Source organism: Methylobacterium sp. E-025 (assembly GCF_022829705.1).
Classification (GTDB): domain Bacteria; phylum Pseudomonadota; class Alphaproteobacteria; order Rhizobiales; family Beijerinckiaceae; genus Methylobacterium.
The window spans coordinates 1-23,595 of sequence record NZ_JAKSYR010000021.1; the positions used below are offsets into that span (position 1 = coordinate 1).

Sequence of the window (23,595 nt, forward strand, 5' to 3'; positions counted from 1 at the left end):
CCCAAACCGCTAGGGTAACTGAGCAAAAACCCTCCCGGCAAGACCGGGAGGAAGCGCAGGCTTTCGCTGGGACAATGCGAAAACCCGGGAGAAACCATGCGCCGCCTCGTCCCCCATCTGCTCGCTTCCGTGCTTCTGGCCGCCCCCGCCCATGCCGAGCAGGAACTGCTCCTCGGTGCCGACATGGGCTCTGCGGCGATGACCAAGGCCGAGATGACCCGTTCCGACGTCGAGGCGCTGATCGCCAAGGCCGACGGCAAGCCCATCGACCTCTCCGACAAGGCGCTGGCCGGCCTCGACCTGTCCGGCCTGAACCTCAAGGGCGCGAACCTGCGCACCGCCCGGCTCAACAAGGCCAACCTGCGCGGCGCCGACCTGAGCGGGGCGAACCTGGAGCAGGCCTGGTTCATCAAGGCCGACCTCTCCGGTGCCAAGCTGGTGGGCGCCAAGATGTTCGGCATCACCGCCCGCGACGCCAACCTCAGCGGGGCAGACCTCAGCAGGTCGATGCCCATCGGCGACTTCAAGGGCGCCAACATGGCCGGGGCGACGCTGGTCGACCTCAAGGGCGGCGCCGACATCAAGAACCAGTCGATGGGCCTGATGCGGGCCGTGTTCGTCTCGGTGAACCTCAAGGGCGCCAACCTGAAGGGGGCGAACCTCGGTCGCTCTCGCCTCGAATACGCCGACCTCACCGACGCCGACCTGACCGACGTGGTCCTCATGGGTTCCGACCTATCGGGGGCCAACCTCACCGGCGCGACCGTCGCCGGGGCCGACTTCAAGAACGTCGACGTCACCGCCGCCCGTCTGATCGATCTCAAGGGTCAGGACAGCGCCAAGGACTGGTCGGCCCGCGTGAACGTCGACCGGGCGATCACGCAGGTCTCGAACTGAGCCCTCTTCCACCTCGACCGATCCACGAAGGAAAGACATCCATGACCACCCGACGCATCCTGCTCGCCGCCTTCGCCGTCGCCCCCATGTTGTTCGGCACCGCCGCCGGCGCCGCCGAGATGACCTACACGCCTGCCGCCTTCGAGGCCGCCCAGAAGGCCGGCAAGCCGATCCTGGTGCACATCACCGCCCCGTGGTGCACGACCTGCGCCGCCCAGAAGCCGATCCTGTCGAAGCTTGAGGCCGACCCGAAGTTCAAGGACCTGCAGGTGTTCGACGTCGACTTCGACAGCCGCAAGGACGTGGTCAAGAAGTTCGGCGCGACGATGCAGAGCACGCTCATCACCTACAAGGGCGAGAAGGAGACCGGGCGCTCGGCCGGCGAGACCAAGCCCGAGGCGATCTCCTCGCTCCTCGATAAGGCGATCTGAGGCCACGCCATGGTCACGAGCCTCGGCCTCGCCTTCCTCGCCGGCATCCTCTCGGTGCTGTCCCCATGCGTGCTGCCGTTGCTGCCGCTGGTGCTCGGCGCGGCGGCGTCGGAGCACAGGCTCGGCCCGGCTGCCCTCGCCGCCGGCCTGGCCCTGTCGTTCGTGATCATCGGCCTGTTCGTGGCGACGGTCGGCTTCGCCATCGGCCTCGACGCCGGCATCTTCCGGACCGGCGCGGCCATCATGCTGGTCCTGATCGGGTTGGTCCTGATGGTCCCGGCGGCCCAGACGCGGCTGGCCGTGGCGGCGGGGCCGGTGAGCAACTGGACCGAGAGCCGGTTCGGCGGCTTCTCGACCGCCGGCCTGCTCGGCCAGTTCGGCGTCGGGGTGCTGCTCGGGGCGGTTTGGAGCCCCTGCGTCGGGCCCACCCTCGGGGCGGCCTCGTTGCTCGCCTCCCAGGGACGCGACCTCGGCGTGGTCGCGCTCACCATGCTCCTGTTCGGCCTCGGCGCGGCCCTTCCGCTGCTGCTGCTCGGCACCCTGTCGCGCGAGGTACTGATGCGATGGCGCGACCGCATGATGGGGCTGGGCAAGGGGCTGAAGGCGGCGCTGGGCCTGATCCTCGTCGCCACGGGCCTGATGATCGCCTCGGGCTTCGACAAGGCCGCCGAGACCGCCTTGGTCAACGCCTCCCCGGCCTGGCTGACCAACCTCACCACCCGCCTCTGAGGCCGGAGACCGGTCCGGGTCCGTACGAGCTAACCAGATCGGTCGCCTACGAACGCCGGGGATGATTGCCACATCCCCGGCGTTGCCGCGCCTTCATGCGGCCCTGGCGGTGACCTTCTCGTACGTGCCCGTCGCGACCTGCTCTTCGAGCTGCGCCTTGAAGTCCGCGATCCCGAGGACCTGGACCGGATTGCCGGCGTCGTCGAGGAACTCGTAGAGTGCGTCCTCAATGTTGCGGTTGCTGAAGAACACGATGGCGTCCTCGTCGCCGCCGCCTTCCAGGTGCGGCTCGCCGTTCGCCACACCGGAGACGTAGCTGCCCGTGGAGCGCGTCTCCTTGTGGGTCCCATCCTGCCGGTAGAACCGAAGCTCGCCCTGCATCACGAGCGTCACGTAGGGGCTCTTGTGCCGGTGCAGCATGACCTTCTGGTTCGCAGCGAACTTGAACACCACGTCGACGATGCGGTTCTCCTCGTCGACCTTGTAGACGAAGAAGGCGATGTGCGGCAGCCAGTCGAGCGTCCGCCAGGTGATGTTGCTCTCGTCGAACTTGGGGGTTTGCATCAGGTTTCCTCGGGGTTCGCCGTGTGACCCGTCCGGGGTCAACGCACGGCTTTCCGCCGCGTCTCGTTTTTGAGGGCCCGCTCGAAGCCCCTTCAACGAAACCAGGCGACCTCATTGTCGGTTCGACGATTCGAGCCTCACGAGTTTCCTGAATCCGCGCTGTCCCCGTTCGAGGACGGCCGCTCACCCGCCGCGTCGGGCGTTGCGCGTCGAAATGACGAGGGCCTCGATGAAGTTGACGATCTCGATCCGTCGGTTGCCCTCGTCGGTCACCTGATCGTCCAGACCCAGCCGCCAGGCGAGGTCGCGCCGGTCGGGCTCGCGATGGAGGGCCTCGACGAGATCGGCCTGCTCCTCGACCTCGCGGCGGGTACGGGCCAGCCCGCTCTCGACCAGGTCGTCCGCCTGCCGCCGGAGGGCTCCCGTCACCTCGTCGAGCCCGATTTCCGGGTGGTACTGGACGCCCCAGAACGTGCCGCCGTCGTGGCGGATCTCCGCGGCTTGCGCGACGGTGGACCGGTTCAGCGCGAGCAGCGTGGCCCCGTCCGGCAGGGTCTCGACCTCATCGGTGTGAATGCTGGGCGCATCGTAGGCAGCCGGGCGACCCCTCAGCAGCGGACGAGACCTCCCAGCGTCCGTGGGCACGATCCGCCGGGCGAAGCCCGCCTCCGGACCGTTGCGGTTCTGCCGGACCGTGCCACCCGCGGCGACGGTCGCCATCTGCAGCCCGGCGCATGACCCGAACGACGGGGTACCCGAACCGAACAGGGCGCCCATGAAGGCCAGGGCACGCCTGATCTCGGGCGTCTCCTCGTAGAGCGACAGGGGTGAGCCGGAGAGGAAGACGGCATCGTACCCGCCAAGGCTTTCGCCGTCCGGAAGGCTGCAATCCGCGTCCGCCGGCATGATCCGGTGGCAGATGGCGCCCGGCGCAAGCCGGCCGAGCAGCTCGACGTAGGTCTCGCCGGACGACTTCCCCACGCTCTCTCGGCGCTTCTTGCGGGCGTCCGGTGGTTCGCTCTCGGCGACAAGGAAGCGCAACCGTGGCGTCGATGACTGCAAGGGGACCATGCTCCGGGGAGACGGTCCCCGAGACGCGAACCTATCCCGGATGCCGGCGTTCCGACCCCGGCGAACCTGCCGCAGGCCGCTTCGCACCTTGCCTCCCGCGACCGGCCAGGGCACGGTCTTCCCGTTCCGAGGAGACCGTGATGATACGCATAGGCCGCCACCCCGCAGATTGATCCCGGAGTGCCGCCACGCGCCCAGCCTCCGCTTACGCCGAGGCTTCCATGCATCGCCACCTCTTCGTTTCCGACACCCATTTCGGCCACGCCGCGATTTTGGCCGACCGGATGTCACTCCGCCGTCCGTTCACCTCCATCCAGGAGCACGACGAGGCGCTGATCGCGAACTGGAACGCCGCCGTCCGACCCGACGACACCGTCTGGCACCTCGGCGACTTCTGCTATCGCTGCTCGGAGGCCTACGCCCGGGACGTGTTCCGCAGGCTGAACGGCCGGCGTTTCCTCATTCGAGGGAACCACGAAAAGATCGGGGTGCGCCTGCCCTGGGATGGGCCCGTCGTCGACGTCGCCCGGGTCGTCGTCCAAAATTCCGACGGGACATCAACGGGGCTTTGGCTTTCCCATTACGCACACGTGGTGTGGCCTCGCATGCACCACGGCGACCTGCATCTCTACGGCCACTCGCACGGCAGCCTGCCCGGGACCGCAACCAGGACCGATGTCGGCGTCGACTGCTTCGAATTCCGGCCCGTCACCCTCGACGAGATCCGCGTGCGGCTGGCCGAAAACGCCCGTGCCGGCGAAGGCTCGCCATGATGGGCCGAAACGTAACGCGTCTCGGATGCCGCTATGCGTTACGCGGCCTCCTCGGAGTCGTGCGACCGGCTACCCGGCCAGGGTCCCGTGGCGGCGAACTTCCCGTCGGGCAGTTCCTCGAACGGGCGTTTCCACGCGATGCGAACGCGTAGCTTGTACCGGAGACGCCCGGGTTGGATGGGCTTGTAGTCGTTCGTACGCTCCACCCAACCAGGCGGTAGGTGCACCAGGATGTCCTCCACCGTGAGCGGCCCGACCTCCCGCAGCAGGTCATGGACCTCCGCCACGAACAAGATCCAGAATCGTCGTGACGAAATCCTCGGCTCTTCGGGTTCGTCGTCGACCTCCGGCTCAGGAGGCGGCTCCGGGGGCGCTTGGCGGGTGTTCGCAAGGGTGAAACAACCATCGACTTCCTCAAGGCCGTCCCCGGTCTCGACCATGCGGAGAAGGTGGTAGCGCAGCCAGGCCGGGGTGAGCGGCATGTCGATTTCCGTCGCGCCCTTGATCAGCCAAGGGGGAAGCGCGGTGTGCAGGGCATGCACCCGCATGGGGCCGCGCCTGGACAGTTCCTTCCCGACCTGCTCGCGGACCTGAACCCAGAACGCATCCATCTGGCTCACAAGCGAGCGACCACGGACCTTGCCGTAGACGCCCTGGAACATCTCGATCAGCTTCTCGGGGCGAGGGGCCTCGGCGGCGGGCGGGGCGACGGTCGTCATTGGGCCGGAGGCACGGAGGCGGGCGATCTCCGCTTCCAGGTAGGCCACTTTCGCCTCCAGGGCGTCGGCGTGGGCCAAAGCCTCGTCGAGGGTCTCGCGGAACGCCTCCCGCTCGCTTTCTCCGTTCGAAATCTCACCCATCCGGGCTCGGGTCTGCTCGACGCGGACCTCCTCCATCAGCGCCACGCCGAAATCCGTCAGGCGTTTCTCCAGCGCCTCCGGTAGGCCTGCCGCCTCGATGACAGGTCGGTAGCCGCGCTCCGCCTTCCATAGTTTGATGCTCGCCCCGATGTCACCGAAGGACCCCTTGTCGCCGAGCTCCTTCCGGACGTTGCGGACCGAGACCCGTTCCTTCGGTTGTCCCTTCGCAGGCTCCCGGGTCCGTATCCGGTCCGCGGCATCCCAGACGTCCTGTTTCGCGACCATGTCCGCGCCCCCGATCAGTCGGGGCATGATCCTGGAAAGCCGTGAAGAAACAGTCGTTCCCGCTTGAGGATGCGACCGACGGGACAACCTGGCACTGACGCGGAACGAAAAAACGTCACCTGAGGCTGCGGAAGGTCGGCGTGCGTTGTAAACTTGGCCGGACGATTCCTGCTTTCCGTTCTCACTCAAATTCCTCGGACCCGCACCCGACGATGGCCAAGGCCGATTACCATCGCAACGCGCTCCGAATCCTCTTCATCCTGGTGAAGGGCAGTCGTCCGTACGCTGGTGAGCCCGTCCCGGGGTTCGACAGCTATTTCCGCGGCGAGACCAAGGTTCAAGCCCTCGATTTTTGGATACGCTACCCCGACTATCTGGCCGACGAGATCCTTTCGATCTTCGAGGCAACGAACGACCCGAGCCTCCTCGCTATCGCCGGGAAGATCTTCGAGGACGAGGAACCCGACCTTCGTCGCGTGCCGATGTTGCGTCGGTACTTCGGCGCATACGAACCACTCGATACCGTGCTCGGCATCCTCAAGAGCCGAGGATTGGTCCTGCCACGCTCCCGCAGGATGGAGACAGGCAAGGACGCGCACGACTTCCTGGTCGGCCCCAAGGCCCGGGAGCTGGTCGAGAAGGTCGTCGCGGATATGCCGGACCTCGCCTGGTACGACCGTCGGGTCGATCTCGTGCTTCAGGTCGCGGACAGTCGCGGCGGGTTCACCCTCAAGGCCCGGCAGCACGAGCAGAAGGAATACCACGATGCGGCGACAGGCGACCTGATCCCGACGACCGCCGAGCGCGTCCGCCTCAGGCTCGAACGACTTCAGGGGAAAACGTCATGAGCGAAGAACCGAAGAGCCTGGACGCAACCTCCCTGCTGGGGGCCATCGCGAAGAAAGCCGGGCGGTCCGTCGCCGAGGTTCGGTCGGTGCTCGCCGGCCATGGCGTCGACTACAAACCTTCCATCGCCATCCCCAAGCACCTTTGCATTCGCTCCCTGGCATTCACCGGAGAGAAGAAAGGCGGCAAGGTATCGGGACCGATTAAATTCGAATGGAAAGACCTGAAGCCGGGCCTCATGGCCATCCTCAGCGACCGGAACTTCCGGGGAAAAACCACCCTCCTCGGATTGATGAGGTGGTGCCTCAGGGGGCGTCGCGGGGAGGACATCCCCGATGTCATGGTGGACTGGTTTCACACCGTGAACATGTCTTTCACCCTCGATAGCCAAACCTACGAGGTCGACATTTCCGACGCCGTCACGCCGTCCGGCACCCTATGGCGTATCGATGGGGCAACCAGACATTCCCAGGCGACCTTCGCATCCGCGGAGGATTTCGAAAGCGTCATGTCGGACTTTTTCATGGGGCAGCTTGGCTTACAGGTGATGGTCACGCACATCGTCCGTGAAGAGAAAGGCATTGACCAGCCACACGATTGGCCCTGGCTCGCGGGCGCGATGATGATCGACCCCAGTCCGAAGGTTTTGTTCGGTACGAACCAGAACCTTCGTGTTCGCATGATGCAAATGTATCTCGGCGTTCCTTGGACAAACGCCACGAACGACGTCATGGCCGCACAAGGCAGGATCACGAGCGAGACCCGAGAGGCCAAAGCCGAGGTTGATCGTGACCGTGACCGTCGGAAAAGCCGGATTGAGGAACTGGAAACCGATATCGGCAAACTTCGCAAAGCGCTGGAAAAGATCCCAGTCGCTGGAGACCTTCGGGTCAAGCTACGGACTGCGAACCGCGAATTCGCGGCGGCCGAGGCACGGCTCCGAGCCGGACTTCAAAACCTCAATCTCATCAACGAGGATCTGGACGCCGCGAACGAGGCCTATACCCACGCCCGCCGTGAGCTTCAGGACTTCAAGGACTGTCGCGTGGCAAAGCGCGTCTTCCGCTCGCTCGATCCGGTCTGCTGTCCACGGTGTGACGAGATCTTCGACGAGGAGCGCCGACAGGAAACGCGCAGCGACCATATCTGCGTCGTTTGCCGTACCGAAGAGGAGCCCGAGATCGACCCGGCGGTTCTCGAAGCCGGCCTCAAAGATGCCGTCGCCGCCGCCGACACCGTGGTCAAAGCGCAAAAGAAGCGCGTGGACGCAGTCAACAAAGCCATTGCCGATGCCCGTGGGGATCGGAAGAAGGCCGAAGCCGATAGTCGGCGGATCGAGGCGGATCTGGTCAAGCCGACGGATGCCTATCCGTTGGAACTGGAACTCATTCAGAAACAAGCCCGTCTGGAGGAGCTCTCGATCAAAGACGTAACGGCTTCGGAAACCAAGGGCGACCAAGCGATCCTTAGGATTGCGGAAAACATCACCAAGGAAGCCTATAAACCTCTCCAAGACGATCTTCTTAAAGAAGTGTCTGATCTTATCAGGGACTATGCTGTACGCTTCGGGGTCGAGAACGTCGAGACGGTGGACCTGCAGGGCAGCGCCAACCTGATACTCACGAAAGGCGGGCACAGCACCTCTTTTTCTAGATTGACGGACGGTGAGCGAGCTCGCTTCAAGGTTGCCACCACCTTGGCGATCATCAAGGTTGCGGAGCGTCGTGGCCTCGGTCGCCACCCTGGCCTCCTGCTCATCGACTCAATTGGCGCGAACGAAATGGTAGGGCAGGACTATGCCAGCCTGATAGCCGGCCTGGCCCAACTCGCCGACGAGCTCCCGCACATTCAGGTGTTCGTCGCTGCTATCAATAACGACACCATCAGGGGCCATGTGTCAGGCCAGCAGGTGCGCTACGCTGAAGGCGACACGTACCTTTGGTGATCCGGTGGACGCTCTCGAAGCAACGATGCAAAGGCTGCTGACCGACGGGCGAACCCCGTCGGCGGCGGACTTCGGTGGCCTTTCGACGGTCTTGGCCGAACCCGATGCCATCGCCGGATCATATTTCGTCCCGGAGTTCATGACGCTCGTCCTCGACGGAGCGGATCAGGAGGATGCCGCAGTCCAGGCTTTCACGAGCAGGATCGTCGAGAAGCTGGACAACGACATCGGCATCAACGCGGTCATCGACCTGATGGCGGAGCGACCTCCTCTCCCGAACGCGGTCGAGGTTCGATGCTTCAGGAGATGGGTCGCATTGGCACGCGACCGGGCCAACGTCCCGAGCTCTCGAACCGCGGCCCTGCGAGGCGCGCTGCTGACGAAACGCCAGGATCCCCGCCGCGCGCTCACGCTGGCCGGATGCATCGCCGACAGCGATCTCGACGACGATCCAAGCTACCTCGCTCATGCCGCACGGATCGGCGGCTTCCTAAATTCCGAAACACCGAGCCCCGGAATCGTCGGCTTTCTTGAGGATCTTTTGGCCGTCGACGACGCCGCGGACGAGGCCGCCTTCGAACTCGGCATGGATCAGGTCGGATACGCTCTTTCGGCGTCCGACGGAGCCAAGGCTGGAGAGCACCTGCGTCATGCCCGGTCGCGGTTCGACGCGTCATCTGCCAAACGGACGTCCAGGGCCGACGCCAAGGTCCTCGCAACGGCCATAGGGTTGCTGGACGACTTCCATGAGGAGCGGGACGGCGACTGGTCGAACCGGATCGCCGAGCTGTCCAGGGAGGCCTTCGCCTACTCCGAGTATGCGGCGTACGACGATAACTTCCTGGCGGGAGCCAAGTCGGTTCAGGTCGCCGCCTGGGCATCACTTGCCGTACGTCTGGGAACCCTAACCGCCAATCTGCAGAAGCCGGGATGGCTAGATGCGGCCCGCATCATCGAGGGCGAGCTCCTGGCCGTCTATTCGGCGACACGGACCATCTTTCGACGGTCGAGCGACGGTGGACTGGAGTGGCTCGTCCGCCCCAGGATCGAGCGATACGTCGCCGGGCATCGGTCCCAACTGTACGTCCTGCGCGACTGGCTCGGCATACACGGTGCGAAGGAGCTCGGGGCGGTCGCGGCCGACCTGATCGCCCGAACCGAGGCGGCCTTGGGAGAAGGTCTTGGACCGGACCCTCTCTCGGCGGCGGCCGCTAGCCCAGCGGTCGTCGCCGTCCTGGCCGAGGGCTTCGTATCGCACGAACAACGAGAAACCATCGTCCGTCAGACCATCGCCGATGCCAACGCCTATGAGTTGAGCAACGTTTCACCGCCCCTCGCCGACGCTCTCGCAGTCGTTCACCAAACATTCTTGGCTTTGCCGGAGTACGAAACAGATAGACGGGCTCAAACCCTGGTTAGGACTATCGTATATAAGACGATGCTTTTCGTAGAAAGCCGGATGAACCCTACCCTCAGCCTCGATCCAACCGTAGCCTACCTATTCATCAAAGACGGCGCGCCAAATCCCCTCGAAAAGGATCTACAGCAAGATTATATGCGCTTCCTAATGACAGCGAACCTAGGTTCTTTGGACGAAGTTCGAGGCGTCTCGGGTGGCAGGGCGGATGTCTTCCACCAGATGGGGGGTATCCGTTTCATAACTGAAGTGAAACGAGAAGAGGAAGATGCATCCTTCGATCACCTCTTGGCTGCCTATGGTGACCAAACCGCGTTGTACCAGAACACGAACATCCCTATCGGCATCCTCCTCGTCCTCGACCTGACGACAGTCGGCGGCCTGTCCGGCCACCTCAAGACCCTTTACAAACCGGTTGTCGCCGATCTCTTCGGGGACGGCGTGAAACGCGGCGTCCTCATCCTGCGCATTCCGGCGAAGCGGGTCCCTCCGAGCACGGCGACGGTGGAAGCCAAGAAGAAAATCTCGTCGGATAAGGGGAAGGCACGTCTTACGGCCAAGGCCGCCGCGAAGGCAGCGAGCCCGCCTTCATCCCCACAGCCAGGACGAAAGCGCGCCGTGCCCGCACCTTCGTCCTCTGTCACGGCGCCATCACCTACGAAGAAGTAACGTCGATGAGGACGCTGCAATCATCGTGTTACCGGCGCATACGCGAGCGGAATGCCAGCTTGCGCCGACGCTCACCGGTCGCGGCCTTAAGCAGGAAAGCGTCGTAGGCCTGGGTCCGCTTCTCGGCCTCGACCTCCAGCAGTCCCGCCACCGACGGCTCGGTTTCCGAGTAGAGCAGCGCCACGAACCGGTCCCGCACCATCCGGGACTCGACCCCGGCATCGCTCAACGATGATGTCGGAAGCACCGTCTCCCACGTCAGGCCCATGAAGGTGCGCGCAATCTCGAAGTTGCCCCACTCACCGCCGGAAAGGAATTCCCGGCAGGTCTCGGCCGTCACGGGCAGGTGCCTTTCGGTATGCAGGCTCGCCTCGTCCCAGCCGGCATCGTCGTCACAGAGCGAGGTGAGGTAGGCCTCGAAGCGCGGGCAGGCGAACCGATCCGGCTACTTGACGTCGATCCAATGCCGGCCATCGGCCGTCAGTTCAGGCCGCCCCGGGATCGGGATTGCGTGGTACTCCAACTCCCCCCCGGTCCCCTTCGTCTGCCAGTCGGCATCGTCGGGACCGTTCAACGGAACGCCGGCGTAGGCCACCAGAGCGAGAGTGAACACCATCCGCAGGTCGCCTTGATCGACCGTGACGCCGAGCCCGACCTTCTCGCAGAGAATGCAGGTCGAGCGACCGAGCGACTTCAGCACGGGGCGGTCGAAAAGCATGGAGACGTCCCATGGGGCCTCGCCCTCCGACGGGGGGACATCCTCGCGGACGGAAACCTCGGCCTCCGCCCAGGCGACGATGCGCGTCAGAAGGGGAACCTGCGGGATCAGGCCGAAAGCGAAGTCGGACGCATCGGGCCCCAGGGAGACCATTTCCCCTTCGCGGACCAGGTAATCGAGGTCCTGTTCACGTGATCCGACCAGGTAGCGGGAGAGCTCGAACTCCCTGCCGGGGTGGGAGAGCCAGCGCGCCACGAGCGCGATGTCCCTCGCCAATTCGGCATCGGGATCAATCGCGGACTCCATGCGGAACTGCTCAAGGAAGCCGTCCACGACATCGGCAAGCTCCCTCAGGAGCATCGCGTCATCGACCTCATGGCCAGCCTCGCGGGCGTAGCGACCGATGGCCCTGACGTTGTCGACATAGGCGCCGATGCCGGTGGCCAGACGCTTGGTCACCACCGCCCCCGGCCGCATGTCCCGGCGCGAGAGGAAGAAGCGGCTCGTCGCCCCCGGAGCCGACGCATGCCCGCCGCTGGACAGCACCTTCGAACGGGTTAGGTCGTAACGGCCCAGCATCTCGGTCACGAGACGCGTCGCCGCCACCGCCTCCTCGCGGCTTATCTTGCGAGGCCCCTTCCAATCGCTTTTCGGCCGCGTCATCTCTGCGGCGAAGACGACGAGCGTTGCCGGATCGATCGGCTTCAAGGCGCGCTCCATCAGGGCGTGGACGGAGGGGTTCGAGAGCTCGGTCATGGCTGCCTCCCAGGGCGATTGCGATGACCTCAGGCTACCCCTGGCCCAGTCCGGAAATCGATCAGATTATGCCAAACACCAGTCGATGCGATTTGGCATACGTGGTCTTGCGCTTTTTGCTTATACGGCTCGTGGATGTAACACGTACGGGGAACGCTACGCGCTACGCGGCCTCGTCGGAGTCGCATTCGGAACCCGGTGCGGGTGTCCCCAAGGCCACTCGGGGTGGTTGTGTGCGGGATCCACAGCTCTCGAATATGTTCGAACTCGCGTATCATATTAAGCTTGCTCGAACACTTGGATGTTCCTATGTCGTTCTCGATCCCCGATGGGATCGGTCGCAAGCCTGTCTGGCACACGAGAGGAGGACGAGTTCATGCACGCCAACCGTCGCCTCATAGCCATGACGCGCGTGCCCGCCCTGGGCAGCCACCCGCTTCCCCACTCCGTCGACGAGGCCTGACCGGCGCACCTGCGCCCGCTCGCCTCCGTCCCGAGGCGACCGTCATGTCCGACATTTCGTCCAGACCCCTTCAGCCCTACCCCTCGTTCGAGGACCCGCCCCCGCGCGCGGTCTGCACCGACGCCCTGCTCGGCAGGGTGATCCGTCGGCTGTTCGAGGTCGGCGCACGCCACGAGGATGGCCTCGCCGGCGCCCTACAGGCCGTTCTCGCGACGCTGGATCACCGCATGGCCGCGGCCGGCAAGCGGTCGCGCTGACGACCGGGAAATCCATTCCCGCCACGACGGCCGACAAATCCGGAGACTCCCGATGAAACCTCGAAAACCATCCCGCGCACCCTTTCCCGACCACCCCCACGAGGCCTGACCGGCGCGCTCGATTGAGCCCGGCTGCCTCAACGGAGGCCGCCATGACGACATTCCCAAAGCCCGATGCCCAGTCCGCCGCCAAGGCCAAGACCGCCCCCAAGACGAAGTCGGCCCCGAAGGCCAGGCTCGCCCCGAAGAGGCAAAGGTCCCCGACCGACAGCCTCGACGACTTCCTCAATGATCATCACGACAACAGGCCCCCCATCGACCAGATGGAGTCCGAGATCAGGAGCTCGCGCTACTACCTCGCCCTGCATTCGCTGAACGAGGCGGTCTCGAACGCGGACCGGATGCGCATGCTGCGCTTCGGCGGGGCCGGGGTCGTGATCCAGGTGCCGAGCGCCGACTGGGTGCCGGCGATGCGCATGGCGGCGGAGAAGCTGACACGCTTCAATCACGTCACGGCCAGGACCGGAAGCTCCCGCAGTTCCGACAAGCCCGACCAGGGAAACGCCGAGGTGGCCGACTTCCTCGGGGCCTCGGGCCGCGTCCTCGGCATCTCGCAGGCACCCGACCAGTACCTGCCGTCGGCCCTGATCTCGGCCGCCGACGTCCGGATCAAGATCGGCACCCCTTCGAATGCGGTCATTCGCCGGGCCATCCTGAGCATCACTGGCAACAAGGGTGGCCGCATGCCCAAGAACATCGCTCAGGGTCTGTCCTTCGACGTCCTCGCCGCATGCCTGCGGAAGGGAACGTCCGCCGGTGCGTGCGTCCGTCGCCTCGTCGCGGCCGCGAAGGCCAACTCCACCATCGATCCGACCCTCGCCGACGTCCCCCTCCTGAAGGACGTCCATGGCTACGGACGTGCAGGCGAGTACGCCAGAGCGCTCGCCGAGGATTTTTCGGAATGGAAGGCAGGACGGCGCGAGTGGAGTTCGCTCGAACGCTCAATTCTATTCGCCGGTGAGCCTGGCACACCGCCGAGATCTTCAAGCGGCTCCTTCGGATGCGCTCGACGCTGGACGCCGAGGAGTTCGACGACCTTGCCGGAAAGATCATGATCTCGATGGGGGTGGCCGCGATGCGAAAGGCCGAGGGCCGGGCCCTGCGTAGGCAGGCCATCCTCCGGTCGGACCGCTCCGAGAAGGTCGTCGCCTTCCCTGGACGGGGACCGCAGGACTCGCGGTGAGACGGTCGTCGAAAAATTCGAGTCCGGAATCGTGAAAACGCTAGATACCGCGTTCTTTCAGCGTCGCCCGTAAGCCTACGTTAGGAGATCGCGGGCTAAAAGGATCCTGCGCAGAGTTTTGCGCGACGGCCGCCAGACGGCCACAGACAGAGGAGGCAGCGATGATCAACGAGTTCGCAAAGGCCCCTCTCATCCTCGGCACCGCGACGCTTTCGATATTACCGATAGCCTCGACCGCACGCTGAGCATCGGCGCCACCTGCGCCCTTTAACCCTCCCAAAACCTCAACCCCGACCTTCCGAGACCGCAACGCGGTCACCATCAGGACGGGCGCCCCCAGAACGGCCTCGACGCCATCCCTCCAGCCCGGCGACGCTCCCAGAGCGATAGCTCCCCGCCGGAACCGACCCTGGGCCCCTCAGCGGTGTCCCAACCTTCGAAAAGCATCTCCGAAGGCCCGCCCGTCCAAGGCGCGCGGTGTCATGCCTACCCGTCAAGGAGCGCCCCGATGATCAATCGCACCCAAACCCTCGCCGACATGTGCGCCGGTCGCCCGACCCTGTTCTCCCCGGCGGTGATCCTCGCCCCCAAAGGGTGACAGGCTAGTCCCGGCCAAAGGGAGACACGGGAACGGTCGCGCAAGCGGCTCCCGATTTCGTCGGCATCGACTACCCCTGGACGGATCCCGGCCGGAAGCCCCGGTCGCGGAAGCGGGGACCCTCGGCGGGGAACCTGCCCGATCCGGTCCGGTGCAAGACGCACGGCTTCGACAGCGAGTCCGAACGGACCGTCATCACGGTCCTCAGCTCGTTCTCGACCGTCCGTTCGATCCGCGAGCAGGTGAAGGTCGAGTACAAGCGAGACGGCATCTGGCACGTCTACTTCATCGATGTCGTCGTCGAGCATCGCTGCGGCCATCGCAAGGCCTACGCGGTCAAGGACACGAAGAAGTCGGCGGAGAAGGACGACACCTGGGCCAAGCTGCAGCTCATCTGCGACCAGGACACCGCCGATGTCGCCGATGACTTCAGGCTGGTGACCTTCGAGGGTCTCAGTCCCGTAGCTGTCGAGAACGCCAGCCTGATCGCCCGCTGCGGCGCCCAGGAGGACCGCGAGGCTTGGGAGGCGGTCCGCGCGACGCTCCCGAACCTGCCCGGGACCGTCACCGCCGCAGGCCTCGGCGAGGCGTCCGGATACGGCGTCAGGGGGATGAGGGCTGCCTTCGCCCTCATCCCGGCGGGACTACTCAGGAACCCGCCCGGCGAGCGTCTCCACATGGACACTCCGCTAACCAACGGGTCGAGCCTAATCCTCGCTAACCACGCCGCTTAACAGACCCTGCAGCTCGCGCAGGGAGGATGTCCTCAACGGACATCCTCCCTGCGCTCGAAAAGGAAAGATGAATACATGCCAAACACACGGATCTACCTTGGGCTCAACGACCGCGTTCGGCGGAACGGCGAGTGCTACCGGCCCGCGGAACGCCTAGGGCAGGCATGGGTGCTGATGCACGTCGTCGACGGCGAGATGCTCGTCGACGACGACGACGCGTGGCATCTCACCGACAAGCGCCAGCAGGAGATGCGGGACGCCAAGCTCATCGCCGTCGACGAGAACTACTTCTCGGTGGCCGCCAGGGACCTCGCCCTCCGCGACGACGACCTGCTCCTGCACGACCTGACGGACGCCCAGCTTCGCGACATCGCCTGGAAGGTCGAGTGGTGCACGCGCTACCACCGCGCCCGCGCCGGCCTCGATGGCCACGACAAGAGGCCTACCCTGTCGCAGAAGGGCCTCGGGGCGTTCATCGAACGCGAGCGCGATGCCGTGCATCGCTGGTACCTCGACCGTTATCGGATGACGCGTCCGGCCGGCCGGAGGAGCGCAGGCCAGAAGCTTAAGACCTACGACTATCCCGGCCCGACGACCCTCAGGGAATGGCTGGCCGAGTACGAGGACGCCGAGTTCCGGTCCAGCGCCTTCAAGCCGGGTTACCACCGGTGCGGGAACCGGCGACAGCTGGACGGCAGGGTCCTGGAGATCATCGAGCGGCACGTCGACGACTACGCCAGCCGCGGCGCTCCCGCCAAGGTCGACGTCTTCATGGACGTCGATGCCGAGATCCGGAAGCGCAACAGGGAACTGCCCAAGGACGCCCAGCTGTCCGTGAACGAACGGGCCGTCCGACGCCGCGTCAACAAGATGGCGCCGATGGTCGTGGACGCCGGACGGCTCGGGCAGGAGGTCGCCGGTCGCAAGTACGCGCCGGTCGGGCAGGGGCTCCGGACCTATGACGGCCTTGAGGTGATCGAGCGGATGGGCCGCGTCGAGATGGACGATTGGGAGATGGACCTCTTCGCCGTCCTCAACGACGCTGAGGTCTACGATGCGATGACCCCGAAGGCGCGCGAGGCCGCCAGGAAGGTCGACCCCAAGGTCCGCTGCACGGTCACCGCCGGCATCGACATCGTCACCCGGTGCATCGTCGCCCTGAACGTCACGCCCGGCAAGCCCTCGACCATGGGGTCCCGGCGCGCCCTCCACTCCATGTTCATCGACAAGTCGGGCTGGGCCAAGCTCGCCAAGGCCACCTCCGAATGGAACATGACGGCGAGGCCACGCGAGATCGCGACCGACGGTGGACCCGCCTTCGAGGGGGATTTCCGCGACACCGTCGGTCGCGTCAACATCACCCATCGCTACCCCGGCGGAAATCCGACCTCGCGCGGACACATCGAGGCGTTCTTCAAGACCTTCAAGCGGTTCTGCCGGATGTTCACCGGCCAGGCATTTGCCAACGTGGTCAAGCGCGGCGACTACGAGGCCGAGGGGCTGGCCAGCCTCATGGCCCACGAAATCGAGCTCCTGATCGTCCGCTTCATCGTCGACGACTACCACCTCCGTCCCCATTCCGGCCTCTCCGGAATGAGCCCGCTCTCGGCCTGGGAACGGTCGTCCAACGACTTGCTCCCCGCGCCGGACGAGGTGCAGCGGCACGCGGCGTTCGGCATTCGCAAGCGGAACCTGCGTATCCGCCCACCGGGCATCACCTTCATGCACGTGCACTACAAGCATCCGAAGATGGGCGTCCTACTCGGCGTGATCGGGCGCGGCGAGCTGACCGGCGTCATCAATCCCAACGACCTCGGCACCATGCTCGTCCTCGTCCCTGAGGAAGCCCGGCGCGCCATCGGCGCCAAGGGCCACTTCATGGAGTTCAAGGCAAATGAGTTTCGCGGCGTGCCGCTGACGAGGCTCCAGCACTTCAACGACGAGATCAAGCGGTTCGCCGCCGAGGAGCACGCCGCCAAGCGCAGCGTCAGGTACGAATCCCGACAGTTCATCAAGCGGGCGGCGGAGGAGGCTCGCATCCGCGCGGGCGTCCCGTCCGACATCATGACGAACGACCAGCACCTCGCCTTCTTCGAGCGGCTGGAGCGCGGCGGCGACCGGGCATGCATGCCTCGGCCGAAGCCCGAGGGCGCGCCGATGTCCGCCGCGGACGAGGCCGACACCCTCGGCGTGTCCGTCGCGAGGAAGCCCGGCTCCGGCCGCGTCGCCGACCCGACGAAGCCCTCCAACCGCAAGTCCATCAACCGCTACCGCGACGAGGAACGCTCATGAGCGCCCAGACCCAAGCCACCGCCCGACACGCCATGGACGAGGACGACTACTTCAAGGGCGTCAGCGCCGGCATGCCCGAGGGCAGCCGGCGCGTGATCGACGGCCTGGAGAAGGTGAAGTCGGTCTACGTCGCGTGCGACCGCGACGACGCCCTCCTCACGGGCTTCAACCGCTACCTGGAGCGGTACGTGGCGACCCGCCGCCTGCCACGGCAGGAGGCGGACTGCTTCTTCCTCGTCGGGGCGAGCGGGGCCGGCAAGACGGCCGCCATCGGGCGCCTGCTGCGCGATCACGAGGCGCTGCGACCCGTCCGGACGCCGTATGGCCTCGCGCCGCGCTACGTCTCGATCAAGCTCAAGGGCTACGCGCCCCCACGCCTCGTCGGGCTGCAGATCATCCGGGAAGCCGGATACGGCCTCGCCATGAAGACGGGACGCGGAGAGGTCTGGGACGGGATGGCCGGGCACCTGCAGTCGCAAGGCGTGTTCCTGGTCCACATCGACGAGGCCCAGCACCTCCTCAAGAGGAACGCCTCGCAATCCGACCGAGAGGAACTGTCGAACGCCATCAAGGGCGTGGCCATCGACACGAAGTGGCCAATCGCGTTCGTGTTCTCCGGGTTGCCCGAGGTCCTAGGCCTGCCCATCGGAGACGACCAGGTCGAGCGCCGCGGGAACTTCATCCGCTTCGCCGATGTGGCGATGCCCGAGGAGAGGGACCTCGTCATCGACATCCTCTCTCAGATGGGCGACCCGGTCGGCATCGCGTCGGACCACCTGGCTGCCACCGACCTGCCCGAGCGTCTGGCCTTCGCGGCGCGGCACCGGTACGCCCGGATCTGTCAGCTCGTGGAAGGCGCGCTGCAGGAAGCGCTTCATTGGAAGAAGGCGCGGTTGACCACGGGTCACTTCGCCGTCGCCTTCGAGCGCCGCTCCCTCGCCTACGGCCAGGACGACATGAACCCGTTCCTCGCGGAACATTGGCGTGGCCTGCGCCAAGGCTCGTTCCTGACCATCGACGACGCGCCGGCCCGCTCGTCGTGAACGGCGACGTGAACGCCCGTCCGTCCCAGGGCACCTTCCTCAACCTCGGGCATCCCTTGCAGCCGAGGGAGCCGGCGATGGGCTACGCGGCCCGCCTCGCCGCCCTGAACGGCGTCGACCTGCGAAGCCTCCTCAGGGACATGCGCATCGACATCGATGCCTTGGGACGCGGGGACGGTCGCGCCCTGGACGCCCTGGCGAACCTGCGCCGGCCGACGCCCACCAATCGGTTGGACCTCGGTCGGTACACCCCTTCGCACGCCGTCGGCGAGAAGGCCGCCGAGGTCGCCGGCCACCGCTTTCCGCCCGGATCGGTCCTGACCTCCGCGACGCGGGTCTGCCCGCACTGCGTCGCCGACGACCTCGCCCGGTTCGAGGGACCGAGAAGGGCCCGGCCGTGGTCGAGGCTCGAATGGGTGCTCGAACCGGTCAGGGTCTGCAGCCATCACGGGACCGTCCTGCTGCACGTCGAGGCCGACGCGACGCTCCGGGCCGGCCAGGACTTCTCGGCGACGGTGGCAAGCCGCGTGCTCCCCGCGTTGGACCGCCTCCGGGCCGAGGCAGCGTCCACCACCGGGACCGCCTTCGTGACCTGGTTCGCCGCCAGGCTCGACGGCGCGGGCGATCCTGGCAACTGGCTGGACGACGTGCCCCTCAATGCCGCCTCGGCCTTCTGCGAGGCGCTCGGGATCTCGGTCCTCCACGGTCCGGGAACCCATCCCTCGGACCTGGGCATGGCGGACCTCGCGCGGGCCACCGAGGAGGGCTACCGCGTCGCCGCGCTGGGACCCGAAGCGGTCGAAGGCGCCCTCGACGGCATCGTCGGGCGTCACAGCTTCGGAAAGCGCGGCTCCGTCGGCCACGGCAAGGTCTACGGTCGCGTCCACGCGGTCCTGCGGGCGAATTCCAAGGATCTCGCGTACGAGAAATTCCGCCATGTCCTGCGGGAGCATGCCTTCTCCAGGCTCCCCATAAGCCCGGGCACGGCCTTCCTCGGCGTCCGGCTGGACGAGCGGCGCATGCACACGCAAAGGAGTGCCGCCTTTTCGAGCTCTCGCTCGGACGTCGGACTGCTCCGGCTGGTGGGAGCCGAGGCCGTCGCGGAGGGTCGGCGGCTTTGGATCACCGTCGCGGAGTTCGGGAAGGTCGTCGCGACCGTCGAGGACCACCTTACGGCCAAGGACGTCGCGGCCAGGACCGGGTTCTCGGTGAAGCAGGTCGGGCACCTTGAGGAGGCGGGATTGCTGGCCGTCCTGCCCGAGGCCGAGCGGAACGCGGGCTCGAAGCGCCGCTTCCTGCGCCCGGACGTCGATGCCTTGATGGCGAGGCTGTTCCGAAACGCCGTGCCTGTGGCCAATCCGGCCGAGCCGCGGATGACGGTCGAGCGCGCCGCTCCCGGCCTGCGTGTCGGCACCGTCGAGATCCTGAACCTCATCCTCGACGACCGGCTCGCATGGGTGGGACGCCATACGACCGGCCGGCGCTACGGCGACCTCCTGATCGACCGCGACGAGATCCTCGGGGTCATCCAGGGGAAGGGCTCCGCCGACGAGGTCAGCGAGCCCGAGGCGGCCGCCATGCTGGTCGGCGTGGACCCGAAGAAGCTGTGGTGCCTGGTCAGGGCGGGGATGCTGGAATGGTCGCCGGGATACCGCCCGCGCGATCCGCGGTCGGTCAGGGCGTTGACCAGGGCGAGCGTCGAGGCGTTCGCCTTGGAGTACGTCACCCTTCAGGAGGCGGCCGCCGTCCTCGGCCTCGCGCCCCAGAAAGCGCTCCGCCGGCTCGCGGAAGTCGGCATCGCGGACGCGGCGCCATACGACCGCGTCCGGATGAAGCTTTACCGACGCCGCGACCTGGCGGCCTGCCGGTCGACGGTCGATGCCGCCTGACCGCCAGCCGCGGTCAGTGCATTCCCGGGGCGGACGCCGAGACGAGGTCGAGGTCGACCGACGGATCGTACGACACCTGCATGATGCCGAAGGCCATGGCGGCGCAGCACATACGGCACGCGTCGTACCGAAGCTGGAACTCAGCCGCCGCCCAAGCCTCGGCCGTGACCGGGGCGTCGCCCGAGATGTCGGCCCGAAGCAGGTCGAGCTGCTTCCGGATATGGTCGGCGTCGAACGCGACCACCGGGACGCGGGAAACGAAGTGCTCCAGCATTCCCGGATCGACCGGGACCTGGTGGTCGTCGAACCGGAACCAGCGCAAGCCAGTCGCCGGGTCCGGAGGAGTGACGTTGTCGCGCTGGGCGCACATCGACATCATCCCGACCACGCTCTCGATGGCCTCCTCCCGCGTGGGAACGGGCTCCGGCGTGCCGACGATGGTGGGAACGCCAGGCGGCAGCCCCTTGAACTCAAGGTCGGCATGCCAGCCTCCGCCTTCCTGATAGAGGTGGACCCCGGACGCCTTGGATAGCTGCCAGTACGCCTCGGCGGCGGCGTAGACGTTGCTCAAGGCTTCGACCTGAACGCCCGTCACGTCCACGAGTTGGCCCTTCAACTTGACGAGCAGGGACGCCGCCTTCGCACGGTTCTGCGGATGTCTATGCTTGTAGCCCATGGCGATGCCCCGTCCCGTCTTCGGCGAAAGCGCCGACCGGTCGAGCAATTCTCAGGTCCGAGGTTGCAACTCACAAACCGCTTGAAGGGTCGTCGCACGTGAGGTTGCGCAGGCCCTCGACATTGGTGCGGTTCATTGGTGACAAGAGCGTGTAACTATGGTGCTTAACGCCCATGCCCGCCTAAGGGCTCAGCGCGCAACATTGGGTCGGCTATCAGTGAGGTCGATGCCGGTCGATCCCATCTTCCTCCTCATCCTGAGGTAGCCGCGCGATCGGTCCTCGAAGGAGGCCTCCGGACCGCTCGGCGGCCTCTGAAGGGCGCCTTGGAGGGTTCCGCGTCGCTGCGGCACCTCGGGATGAGGTGTGGTCTCGGATGCGGGGCGGATCCGACGGACTTCAAGCAACCGTCCCGATCGCCTCGCAGCGAAACGCGCCGTACGCGCCGCGGGCCAGGCGTTCGGCCAAGGCCGGCATGAACAGCGCGGCTTCCTCCGCCAGGCGCCAGGGCGGGTTGACCACGATCAGGCCGTTGCCGGTGAGCCGCGTGTCGTCGGGCCGGTCGATCATCAGGTCGAGGCGGAGCGCCGGGCGGGTCAGGGCGCCGTTCAGCGCGGCGACCATGCGGTCGACGGCGGCGAGGGTCTTGATCGGGTACCAGGCCAGGAACACGCCGGTCGGCCACTTCGCCACCGCCCGGGCCAGATGGGCGCCGAGCCGGTCGATCTCGCCCGGCACCTCGTAGGGCGGGTCGATCAGGACGAGCCCGCGGCGCTCGGGCGGCGGGATCATCGCGTTGAGGGCGGTCCAGCCGTCGAGGTGCAGCACCTTGGTGCGGGCGTGACCGTTGAAGCGCTCGCGCAGCACCGCGTGGTCCTCGGGATGCAGCTCGACGAACACGCCCTGGTCCTCGGCTCGCAAGAACTCGCGGATCAGCGCCGGCGAGCCGGGATAGGTGGTGGCGCCGTGGCGCGCCCGGACCGCGGCGACCGCGGCGCGGTAGGGGGCAAGCAGATCCTCCACGGCCTGCGGAAACGGGTCGTCGAGGCGTCCCCAGCCGTCGACCCACTCGGCGGTGCGCCCGGCTTCGTCCGCGGTGAGGTCGTAGAAGCCGAGGCCCGCATGGGTGTCGATCGCCCGATAGGGCGCCGGCTTGAGGCCGAGATGCGCGAGCACCCGCGTCAGCACAAGGTGCTTGAGCACGTCCGCGAAGTTGCCGGCATGGAAGGCGTGGCGATAGTTCATGACGGACGATCAAGCGGATCCGGCGGCCCGGGTCCAGCCGTCGGACCCCGAATCCGCCGAAAAGGCTCAGCGCGCGGCGCCGACCGTGATCTCGGGCGCGCGGCAATTGCCGCGCGCGACCTCCGGGCAGGCGGCGAACCCGCGCAGGTCCTTGGTGAAGCAGATCCGCACGTCCTGGAGCTGCCCGCGGGCGCAGGACACCGCCATCATGTCCGGCCGCAAGCCGGGGTTCGCGGTCACGAACTGCCGCGCGATCTCGATCGGCGCCAGGCGGCGCTCCGAACCCGAGGTCTTGAGGTCGTCGGGGATGGTCACCGCCAGGCGCGCCGTGCGGGCGGCGTTGAAGTAGGCGGTCGGATCGAGGCCGGAGCAGGTGCCGTGCTTGCGCCACTCGTAGCGGGCGAGCCCCTCGCTCGGGTAGACCTGGCCGGCGACCTCCATGGCCTGCGGCGTCGGCGAGCGCTGCACGGCCGAGCAGTTCTGCGGGTAGCCGCGGGTGTATTGCGGCCACAGCCCGTGCACGACGAAGCCGAGGCCGCGCCCGGCGGCGCATTGGCGGTCGTCGCGCTGGCCGGCGGTCTCGCAGTAGGTCGGGGACCAGGACAGGGCCAGGACGTAGAAGTCGAAGCCGCCGGGCGTGTCGTTGCCGCGGCCGAAGCCGCCGTAATCCTGCGCCTGCGCGCTTCCGGCGGCCAGCAGGGCCGCCAGGGCGAGGCCGGCACGCGTCACGGGCGCGCCATGCGGCAGGCGGTGGCGTAGGCGTAGCTCAGGTCGCGGTCGAGGCCGTGGACGCAGAGCTCGACGCCCCAGGTCGCGCCGATGATGCCGAGGCTCTCGCGCACGGAGTAGTCGACCTTGCGGCGGACGCCGTCCGAGGTGGTCGCGGTCGCGGTGCAGAATCGACGCGGGATGAAATCGAGGCCCCACGGTCGCCACGCCGTCCGCTCGATCGTGTCGTAGGCTACGATCGTCAGGGACGAGTTCCAGAACTTCGCCTCCTTCTCGGCGAACTGCGTCGAGACCTTCTCCAGCACGCTCGAATCCTGGCAGGCCGGGATGTTGGCGTCGAAGGGGAAGGCGCGCTCCTCGGAAGGCTCGATGTCCTCCCGCGCCGAGCGGGCGAAGGCCGGCTGCAGGCAGCCGGCGAGGATGAGGCCGACGCCCAAAGCGACGGAGACGGCGTTCGAGCGCATGGC

22 protein-coding genes are annotated in these 23,595 nt (G+C 66.5%); 13 read left to right on the forward strand and 9 right to left on the reverse strand.

Annotated elements, in window-relative coordinates; genetic code table 11:
- Window positions 1-96 precede the first annotated feature (96 nt).
- From MKK64_RS00980 to MKK64_RS00990, 3 genes are read left to right on the forward strand one after another with little or no spacing between them, the layout of a single operon-like run.
- Window positions 97-897: a pentapeptide repeat-containing protein gene (locus tag MKK64_RS00980; protein ID WP_243931864.1), complete on the forward strand. Its 801-nt coding sequence runs from the start codon at window positions 97-99 to the stop codon at window positions 895-897.
- A 41-nt stretch (window positions 898-938) separates the two neighbouring features.
- Complete coding sequence (locus MKK64_RS00985) at window positions 939-1,328, forward strand: thioredoxin family protein (protein WP_147709877.1); 390 nt, start codon at window positions 939-941, stop codon at window positions 1,326-1,328.
- A gap of 9 nt (window positions 1,329-1,337) precedes the next feature.
- Window positions 1,338-2,057, forward strand: coding sequence for a cytochrome c biogenesis CcdA family protein (locus MKK64_RS00990; protein ID WP_243931866.1), 720 nt, complete (start codon window positions 1,338-1,340; stop codon window positions 2,055-2,057).
- Between the two features lie 93 nt (window positions 2,058-2,150).
- Here MKK64_RS00990 and MKK64_RS00995 read toward each other — a convergent pair whose 3' ends face one another.
- Both MKK64_RS00995 and MKK64_RS01000 read right to left on the reverse strand, forming a co-directional pair.
- Window positions 2,151-2,621 (reverse strand): regulator, encoded by a 471-nt coding sequence (locus MKK64_RS00995; RefSeq protein ID WP_243931868.1) that lies wholly within the window; start codon window positions 2,619-2,621, stop codon window positions 2,151-2,153.
- A 183-nt stretch (window positions 2,622-2,804) separates the two neighbouring features.
- Window positions 2,805-3,683 carry a type 1 glutamine amidotransferase gene (locus MKK64_RS01000; protein ID WP_243931870.1) on the reverse strand — a complete coding sequence of 293 codons (879 nt, stop codon included), beginning with the start codon at window positions 3,681-3,683 and terminating at the stop codon, window positions 2,805-2,807.
- A 230-nt stretch (window positions 3,684-3,913) separates the two neighbouring features.
- Between MKK64_RS01000 and MKK64_RS01005 the strand changes: the two genes are divergently transcribed.
- Window positions 3,914-4,465 (forward strand): metallophosphoesterase, encoded by a 552-nt coding sequence (locus tag MKK64_RS01005; protein WP_243931872.1) that lies wholly within the window; start codon window positions 3,914-3,916, stop codon window positions 4,463-4,465.
- Window positions 4,466-4,503: 38 nt separating this feature from the next.
- On the opposite strand, the gene MKK64_RS01010 is transcribed toward MKK64_RS01005, so the two are convergent.
- On the reverse strand, window positions 4,504-5,637 hold the full coding sequence (locus MKK64_RS01010) for a DNA-binding protein (RefSeq protein ID WP_243931873.1): 1,134 nt from the start codon (window positions 5,635-5,637) through the stop codon (window positions 4,504-4,506).
- Between the two features lie 185 nt (window positions 5,638-5,822).
- On the opposite strand from MKK64_RS01010, the gene MKK64_RS01015 reads away from it, so the two are divergent.
- From MKK64_RS01015 to MKK64_RS01025, 3 genes are read left to right on the forward strand one after another with little or no spacing between them, the layout of a single operon-like run.
- Window positions 5,823-6,458 (forward strand): hypothetical protein, encoded by a 636-nt coding sequence (locus MKK64_RS01015; protein WP_243931876.1) that lies wholly within the window; start codon window positions 5,823-5,825, stop codon window positions 6,456-6,458.
- The gene (locus MKK64_RS01020; RefSeq protein ID WP_243931878.1) at window positions 6,455-8,401 is read left to right on the forward strand and encodes a hypothetical protein; all 1,947 of its coding nucleotides are present in this window, start codon (window positions 6,455-6,457) and stop codon (window positions 8,399-8,401) included. The genes MKK64_RS01015 and MKK64_RS01020 overlap by 4 nt, the downstream gene beginning before the upstream one ends.
- A 4-nt stretch (window positions 8,402-8,405) precedes the next feature.
- Entirely contained in the window at window positions 8,406-10,487 is a 2,082-nt protein-coding gene (locus tag MKK64_RS01025; RefSeq protein ID WP_243931880.1) for a hypothetical protein, read from the forward strand.
- A 28-nt stretch (window positions 10,488-10,515) separates the two neighbouring features.
- On the opposite strand, the gene MKK64_RS01030 is transcribed toward MKK64_RS01025, so the two are convergent.
- Window positions 10,516-10,827, reverse strand: coding sequence for a hypothetical protein (locus MKK64_RS01030; protein ID WP_243931882.1), 312 nt, complete (start codon window positions 10,825-10,827; stop codon window positions 10,516-10,518).
- A 105-nt stretch (window positions 10,828-10,932) separates the two neighbouring features.
- Window positions 10,933-11,961, reverse strand: a complete 1,029-nt coding sequence (locus tag MKK64_RS01035) for a hypothetical protein (protein WP_243931884.1) — start codon at window positions 11,959-11,961, stop codon at window positions 10,933-10,935.
- Between the two features lie 507 nt (window positions 11,962-12,468).
- Here MKK64_RS01035 and MKK64_RS01040 point away from each other — a divergent pair.
- The 6 genes from MKK64_RS01040 to MKK64_RS01065 all read left to right on the forward strand — a co-directional run bounded on the left by MKK64_RS01040 (window position 12,469) and on the right by MKK64_RS01065 (window position 20,480).
- Entirely contained in the window at window positions 12,469-12,681 is a 213-nt protein-coding gene (locus tag MKK64_RS01040) for a hypothetical protein (RefSeq protein ID WP_243931886.1), read from the forward strand.
- Between the two features lie 122 nt (window positions 12,682-12,803).
- Complete coding sequence (locus MKK64_RS01045) at window positions 12,804-13,796, forward strand: hypothetical protein (protein ID WP_243931888.1); 993 nt, start codon at window positions 12,804-12,806, stop codon at window positions 13,794-13,796.
- Between the two features lie 968 nt (window positions 13,797-14,764).
- Window positions 14,765-15,256 (forward strand): hypothetical protein, encoded by a 492-nt coding sequence (locus MKK64_RS01050; protein WP_243931890.1) that lies wholly within the window; start codon window positions 14,765-14,767, stop codon window positions 15,254-15,256.
- 75 nt (window positions 15,257-15,331) lie between these two features.
- The gene (locus tag MKK64_RS01055) at window positions 15,332-17,548 is read left to right on the forward strand and encodes a hypothetical protein (protein WP_243931892.1); all 2,217 of its coding nucleotides are present in this window, start codon (window positions 15,332-15,334) and stop codon (window positions 17,546-17,548) included.
- Window positions 17,545-18,591: an ATP-binding protein gene (locus MKK64_RS01060; RefSeq protein WP_243931894.1), complete on the forward strand. Its 1,047-nt coding sequence runs from the start codon at window positions 17,545-17,547 to the stop codon at window positions 18,589-18,591. The genes MKK64_RS01055 and MKK64_RS01060 overlap by 4 nt, the downstream gene beginning before the upstream one ends.
- 8 nt (window positions 18,592-18,599) lie before the next feature.
- A complete protein-coding gene (locus MKK64_RS01065) occupies window positions 18,600-20,480 on the forward strand; it encodes a TniQ family protein (protein WP_243931896.1) in 1,881 nt (626 codons plus the stop codon).
- 13 nt (window positions 20,481-20,493) lie between these two features.
- On the opposite strand, the gene MKK64_RS01070 is transcribed toward MKK64_RS01065, so the two are convergent.
- The 4 genes from MKK64_RS01070 to MKK64_RS01085 form a co-directional block, all read right to left on the reverse strand.
- Entirely contained in the window at window positions 20,494-21,204 is a 711-nt protein-coding gene (locus MKK64_RS01070; protein ID WP_243931898.1) for a hypothetical protein, read from the reverse strand.
- A gap of 349 nt (window positions 21,205-21,553) precedes the next feature.
- On the reverse strand, window positions 21,554-22,399 hold the full coding sequence (locus MKK64_RS01075) for a 23S rRNA (adenine(2030)-N(6))-methyltransferase RlmJ (protein ID WP_243931900.1): 846 nt from the start codon (window positions 22,397-22,399) through the stop codon (window positions 21,554-21,556).
- Window positions 22,400-22,465: 66 nt separating this feature from the next.
- Window positions 22,466-23,128: a ribonuclease T2 family protein gene (locus MKK64_RS01080; protein ID WP_147860168.1), complete on the reverse strand. Its 663-nt coding sequence runs from the start codon at window positions 23,126-23,128 to the stop codon at window positions 22,466-22,468.
- Entirely contained in the window at window positions 23,125-23,592 is a 468-nt protein-coding gene (locus tag MKK64_RS01085) for a hypothetical protein (RefSeq protein WP_147842583.1), read from the reverse strand. Before MKK64_RS01085 ends, MKK64_RS01080 begins: the two co-directional genes overlap by 4 nt.
- Between the last annotated feature and the right edge of the window lie 3 nt (window positions 23,593-23,595).

Bases quoted from the DNA above. Each gene is read 5' to 3' on its own strand.
- MKK64_RS01005 (WP_243931872.1), top strand. From the start codon at position 3,914: ATGCATCGCCACCTCTTCGTTTCCGACACCCATTTCGGCCACGCCGCG.
- MKK64_RS00980 (WP_243931864.1), top strand. From the start codon at position 97: ATGCGCCGCCTCGTCCCCCATCTGCTCGCTTCCGTGCTTCTGGCCGCC.
- MKK64_RS00990 (WP_243931866.1), top strand. From the start codon at position 1,338: ATGGTCACGAGCCTCGGCCTCGCCTTCCTCGCCGGCATCCTCTCGGTG.
- MKK64_RS00985 (WP_147709877.1), top strand. From the start codon at position 939: ATGACCACCCGACGCATCCTGCTCGCCGCCTTCGCCGTCGCCCCCATG.
- MKK64_RS01010 (WP_243931873.1), bottom strand. From the start codon at position 5,637: ATGCCCCGACTGATCGGGGGCGCGGACATGGTCGCGAAACAGGACGTC.
- MKK64_RS01085 (WP_147842583.1), bottom strand. From the start codon at position 23,592: ATGCGCTCGAACGCCGTCTCCGTCGCTTTGGGCGTCGGCCTCATCCTC.
- MKK64_RS01055 (WP_243931892.1), top strand. From the start codon at position 15,332: ATGCCAAACACACGGATCTACCTTGGGCTCAACGACCGCGTTCGGCGG.
- MKK64_RS01075 (WP_243931900.1), bottom strand. From the start codon at position 22,399: ATGAACTATCGCCACGCCTTCCATGCCGGCAACTTCGCGGACGTGCTC.
- MKK64_RS01015 (WP_243931876.1), top strand. From the start codon at position 5,823: ATGGCCAAGGCCGATTACCATCGCAACGCGCTCCGAATCCTCTTCATC.
- MKK64_RS01040 (WP_243931886.1), top strand. From the start codon at position 12,469: ATGTCCGACATTTCGTCCAGACCCCTTCAGCCCTACCCCTCGTTCGAG.
- MKK64_RS01020 (WP_243931878.1), top strand. From the start codon at position 6,455: ATGAGCGAAGAACCGAAGAGCCTGGACGCAACCTCCCTGCTGGGGGCC.
- MKK64_RS01035 (WP_243931884.1), bottom strand. From the start codon at position 11,961: ATGACCGAGCTCTCGAACCCCTCCGTCCACGCCCTGATGGAGCGCGCC.
- MKK64_RS00995 (WP_243931868.1), bottom strand. From the start codon at position 2,621: ATGCAAACCCCCAAGTTCGACGAGAGCAACATCACCTGGCGGACGCTC.
- MKK64_RS01060 (WP_243931894.1), top strand. From the start codon at position 17,545: ATGAGCGCCCAGACCCAAGCCACCGCCCGACACGCCATGGACGAGGAC.